The organism is Flavobacterium sp. (genome assembly GCF_043773265.1).
GTDB lineage: Bacteria > Bacteroidota > Bacteroidia > Flavobacteriales > Flavobacteriaceae > Flavobacterium.
Map to the genome: position 1 here is coordinate 1 of NZ_JAYVFH010000070.1, position 4,800 is coordinate 4,800.

A 4,800-nucleotide genomic window follows, 5' to 3' on the forward strand; every position below is an offset into this window, starting at 1 on the left:
CCAATCAAATGAAAAACCAATTCTATCTAATTGTTCACGGTAACGTGCAATGTTTTCACGAGTTGTTTTTTCTGGATGTTGACCAGTTTGAATAGCATATTGTTCTGCAGGCAAACCAAAAGAATCATAACCTTGCGGATGCAAAACGTTAAAACCTTTATGACGTTTGTATCTTGCAACAATATCAGAAGCAATATAACCAAGCGGATGACCAACATGCAAACCAGCACCAGATGGATATGGAAACATATCCAAAACATAATATTTTGGTTTATCTGAATTATTATGTGCCTTGAAAGTTTGGTTTACAGCCCAAAATTTTTGCCATTTTTCTTCTATTTTTTCGTGAAAATATTTCATTCTTGTATTAATTATTATTTTAATGAAATAAATTTTTTACAAATTTAAATCAAATTTTATTTGAGATTATTAAAATCAATTCTATAAAATGTAAGAAATGACTTTGTTTATAATTATGATTAATTCTGTCAAAGTTAATCGAAAGTTAATGTTAATGGTAATTGGTCGCAAATTTACGTTTAATGTACTAAAATCAAAACTTTAAACGTTATAAACTATGAATAAAGAAATTGTTTATTATTTTTACACCTTAAAACAGAATGTATGTCATCAAATTTTGATAAATTTCAGAAACGCAGAGTTATCACTTCTTATGTTTCAGTTGTATTGAGTGTGTTTTTAGTCTTATTCTTATTAGGAATGTTAGGACTTTTTATCATCAATTCGAAAAGATTATCTGAAAACTTTAAAGAAAATATTCCGATGACGGTTTTCTTTAAAAACGATGCTAACGATAGTGTTTTCAAACAATTTGATGCCGAATTGAAAGCTTCTAAATTTGCCAAAGATTATAAATTTGTTTCCAAAGAAGATGCAGCCAAAGAACATGAAAAAGTTTTTGGCGAAAATTTTATGGAATTTCTTGGTGCAAATCCTTTATATAATTCTTATGACATTCACTTAAAAGCTGATTATGTAACCAATCCTGGTTTTTCTACAGCAGAAAATCAATTACGTGCAAACCCAATGGTTGCTGATGTAGTTTATGACAAACAATTAATTACTTTAGTAAACGATAATATTAAAAAAGTAACAATGTGGGTTTTAATAATAAGTTTAGTATTTACAATTATTTCTTTTTTATTGATTAATAGTTCGCTTAGATTATCAATTTATGCCAACCGATTTATCATTAAAACTATGCAAATGGTTGGGGCAACTAAAGCATTTATTAGAAAACCATTCGTACAAAGAAGTATTATTTTAGGAATTGTTGGTTCGATTTTAGCAGTTTTAGTTTTGCTTGGGGTTTTATTTTATTTAAATACCAATTTTCCTGCCTTAGATGTTTTTAAAGATGTAGAATTAACAATTGCAGTTTTAGTTGGAGTTTTGGCTCTAGGGGTTTTAATAACTTGGATAAGTACACACTTTGCAACTCAACGATTCTTGAATTTAAGAACTGATGATTTGTATTAAAAAAGAAAAAATATATTAACAACAAATATGAACGAGATTTCTTCGTTCCTAGAAATGACATTATGAAAGCAAACGAAGATAAAAACGGATTCCTTTTTGAAGCAATCAATTACAAAATTTTATTAATTGGATTGGCAGTTATTGCACTTGGATTTATACTAATGAGTGGCGGAGGAAGCGAAAACCCTAATGTATTTAATGAAGCTGAATTGTTTAGTTTTAGAAGAATTAGAATTGCGCCAACTGTAGTTTTAATTGGATTTGGAATAACTATTTATTCGATTTTTAAAAATCCAAATAAATAATAAATGAATTATTTTCAGGCAATACTTATTGCAATTATTGAAGGATTAACCGAATATTTACCAGTTTCTTCAACAGCACACATGATTTTTGTGAGTTCCTATTTTGGAATTCAAAATGATGAATTTGTAAAATTATTCCAAGTTGCTATTCAATTTGGAGCAATCTTAGCGGTTGTAGCTTTGTATTGGAAAAAGTTTTTTGATTTTAAAAAGATAAATTTCTATATTAAACTTGCTTGTGCAGTGATTCCAGCTTTGATTTTAGGAAAATTATTTGATGATAAAATTGATGCTGTTCTTGGAAACCCAATTCCAATAGCAATTGTTTTAATTCTTGGCGGAATTGTTTTGCTATTTATTGATGGTCGATTTAATCATCCAACAATTGCCAATGAGCAAGATATTACTATTAAAAAAGCTGTTACAATTGGATTTTGGCAATGTTTGGCAATGATGCCAGGAACAAGTCGTTCTGCAGCATCAATAATTGGAGGAATGCAACAAGGATTAACTAGAGAAACTGCAGCCGAATTTTCATTTTTCCTTGCAGTTCCTACTATGCTTGCCGTTACAACTTATTCCTTATTTTTAAAAACCTATGAGGTTTCGCAATTAAAAGGATATGAATTATTGACTCAATCTAATGAAAATATGAAAATGTTTTTTATTGGAAACTTAGTTGCTTTTATTGTTGCATTACTAGCAATAAAATTCTTTATCGGAATTATAAAAAAATACGGATTTAAACCTTGGGGTTATTATAGAATTGTGGCTGGGATTATATTGTTGTTTTATTTTTCTTTTAACAAATAAGTTTTGAAAACAACCGAAGATTTTCTTGAAGGTCAATTGTTATTAATTGACAAACCATTAACTTGGAGTTCTTTTCAGGCGGTAAATAAATTGAAATATGTTTTAAAAAATAAATACAATCTTCCTAAAAAATTTAAAATTGGTCATGCTGGAACATTAGATCCTTTGGCTACAGGATTATTAATAATTTGCACTGGAAAATTCACAAAAAGAATTACAGAAATTCAGGCGCAAGCCAAAGAATATACTGGAACTATAACTGTTGGAGCTACAACGCCAAGTTATGATTTAGAAACACAAGTTGATTTTACATTTCCAACTTTACATATAAATGAAGCGTTTATTTTAGAAACAACGAAACAATTTATTGGCGAAATAGACCAAAAACCACCCATCTTTTCTGCAATAAAAAAAGATGGAATCCGACTTTATGAACATGCTCGTGCTGGCGAAGAAGTTGAAATTGCTTATAGAAAAACTACAATTCACGAATTTGAAATTACAAGAATCGAACTTCCAGAAATTGATTTTAGAGTAACTTGTAGTAAAGGCACATATATTCGTTCACTGGCTTTTGACTTTGGAGTTGCCTTAAATTCTGGAGCACATTTGTCTAAATTGAGAAGAACAAAAATTGGAGATTATGATGTAAAAAATAGTATTTCTCCATCAGATTTTGAGAATACTTTTATTTAAACTTTCATCAATTCCATAATTTCTGTTTGTGTAGAAATTCCTTTATCGTTTAAATACCATTTTTGCAATTCTATTTTAGCTGTTTCATCAATAATTCCATGTTTAGTTTTATAATCAAGAATTAATTTTTTCGCTCCTTGCGGTCTTGGTCCAAAATGATTTATTACTTGTAAAGTATCTTTTTCAATAATAATTACAATTGGAATTGATTTGCTGCCGTTTGTTAAAAAAAGTTTCATTAATTCATCATTCTCATCACGAAGTACAATTCTAAAATCAATTTTACTAGATTCTAAACTCATTTTATTTATTATTGGTAAAATTTGAGCAGCATCGCCACACCAACCTTCAGAAATTACTAACCAAATATAATTTTTATTCAAATTTTCTAGAAATAATTTTACTTCTTGATTAATTTCAATTGTTTTATCCAATCGTTTCATTCTAGTTTGATTGAGTTCTGCATAGTGATACAAATCTTCAGATTGTTCATTTCCAGTAACTTTTCCTTTCTTTAATAAACTAGAAATCAATGATTTATATTCAACATAATTAATACTATTCTTCAAACTATTTTCTAAGTTATTTTTCATAATAAAGATTTAAACGTCAAATTTACAAATAGCAATTATAAAAATTTGATAACTTCAAAAAAATCAATATTAAAAAATAATGAAATGTTTATATTTGCAACACAAAATTGAATCTTAATTAAAAAGATTCTGAACTAAATTCAGAATAAATGACTTGAGCGTAAGCGACAGCATTACACAAATAAAAAAAATAAAAAAGAGTAATGAAATACAAAAGAATTCTTTTAAAATTAAGTGGCGAAGCATTAATGGGTGAACGTCAATATGGAATTGACCCAAAAACACTTTCAGAATATGCTGATGAAATTAAGCAAATTCACGATCAAGGTGTAGAAATTGCCATAGTTATTGGTGGCGGAAACATTTTTAGAGGTGTTGCTGGTGCAAGTAATGGAATGGACAGAGTTCAAGGCGATTATATGGGAATGTTAGCTACAGTTATTAACGGAATGGCTTTGCAAGGTGCGCTGGAAGATAAAGGAATGTTGACACGATTGCAAACGGCATTAAAAATTGAAGCAATTGCCGAACCATATATTAAAAGAAGAGCAGTTCGTCATCTTGAAAAAGGAAGAATTGTAATTTTTGGTGCAGGAACAGGAAATCCATATTTTACAACAGACACAGCAGCCGTTTTACGTGGTGTAGAAGTTCATGCCGATGTAATTTTAAAAGGAACAAGAGTTGACGGAATTTATACTGCCGATCCAGAAAAAGATAAATCTGCAGTGAAATTTGATTATATTTCGTTTGAAGATGTGCTAAAAAAAGGATTAAACGTTATGGACACAACAGCTTTTACATTGAGTCAGGAAAATAAATTACCAATTGTGGTTTTCGATATGAATAAAAAAGGCAATTTGCTTAAAATTTGTGAAGGAGAAAACGTTGGA

The 4,800-nt window shown here is 29.0% G+C and carries 7 protein-coding genes; 5 read left to right on the plus strand and 2 right to left on the minus strand.

What is annotated here, in order from left to right; genetic code table 11:
- Positions 1–360 (minus strand): class I tRNA ligase family protein (locus ACH2BO_RS03760; RefSeq protein ID WP_395043420.1); only part of this gene is annotated, 360 nt, incomplete at its 3' end.
- Positions 361–624: 264 nt separating this feature from the next.
- Between ACH2BO_RS03760 and ACH2BO_RS03765 the strand changes: the two genes are divergently transcribed.
- The 4 genes from ACH2BO_RS03765 to truB all read left to right on the plus strand — a co-directional run bounded on the left by ACH2BO_RS03765 (position 625) and on the right by truB (position 3,314).
- Entirely contained in the window at positions 625–1,500 is an 876-nt protein-coding gene (locus ACH2BO_RS03765) for a cell division protein FtsX (RefSeq protein ID WP_395043421.1), read from the plus strand.
- Positions 1,501–1,562: 62 nt separating this feature from the next.
- Positions 1,563–1,805 (plus strand): DUF3098 domain-containing protein, encoded by a 243-nt coding sequence (locus ACH2BO_RS03770; protein WP_395043422.1) that lies wholly within the window; start codon positions 1,563–1,565, stop codon positions 1,803–1,805.
- 3 nt (positions 1,806–1,808) lie between these two features.
- On the plus strand, positions 1,809–2,618 hold the full coding sequence (locus ACH2BO_RS03775; protein ID WP_395043423.1) for an undecaprenyl-diphosphate phosphatase: 810 nt from the start codon (positions 1,809–1,811) through the stop codon (positions 2,616–2,618).
- Positions 2,619–2,621: 3 nt separating this feature from the next.
- A complete protein-coding gene (truB, locus tag ACH2BO_RS03780; RefSeq protein ID WP_395043424.1) occupies positions 2,622–3,314 on the plus strand; it encodes a tRNA pseudouridine(55) synthase TruB in 693 nt (230 codons plus the stop codon).
- Here truB and ACH2BO_RS03785 read toward each other — a convergent pair.
- Entirely contained in the window at positions 3,311–3,907 is a 597-nt protein-coding gene (locus tag ACH2BO_RS03785) for a thioredoxin family protein (protein WP_395043425.1), read from the minus strand. The genes truB and ACH2BO_RS03785 overlap by 4 nt on opposite strands.
- Positions 3,908–4,110: 203 nt before the next feature.
- Here ACH2BO_RS03785 and pyrH point away from each other — a divergent pair.
- Positions 4,111–4,800 (plus strand): UMP kinase (gene pyrH / locus ACH2BO_RS03790; protein ID WP_395043426.1); only part of this gene is annotated, 690 nt, incomplete at its 3' end.

Coding starts and splice junctions, on each gene's coding strand:
- ACH2BO_RS03765 (WP_395043421.1), top strand. CDS start 625: ATGTCATCAAATTTTGATAAATTTCAGAAACGCAGAGTTATCACTTCT.
- ACH2BO_RS03770 (WP_395043422.1), top strand. CDS start 1,563: ATGAAAGCAAACGAAGATAAAAACGGATTCCTTTTTGAAGCAATCAAT.
- ACH2BO_RS03775 (WP_395043423.1), top strand. CDS start 1,809: ATGAATTATTTTCAGGCAATACTTATTGCAATTATTGAAGGATTAACC.
- ACH2BO_RS03785 (WP_395043425.1), bottom strand. CDS start 3,907: ATGAAAAATAACTTAGAAAATAGTTTGAAGAATAGTATTAATTATGTT.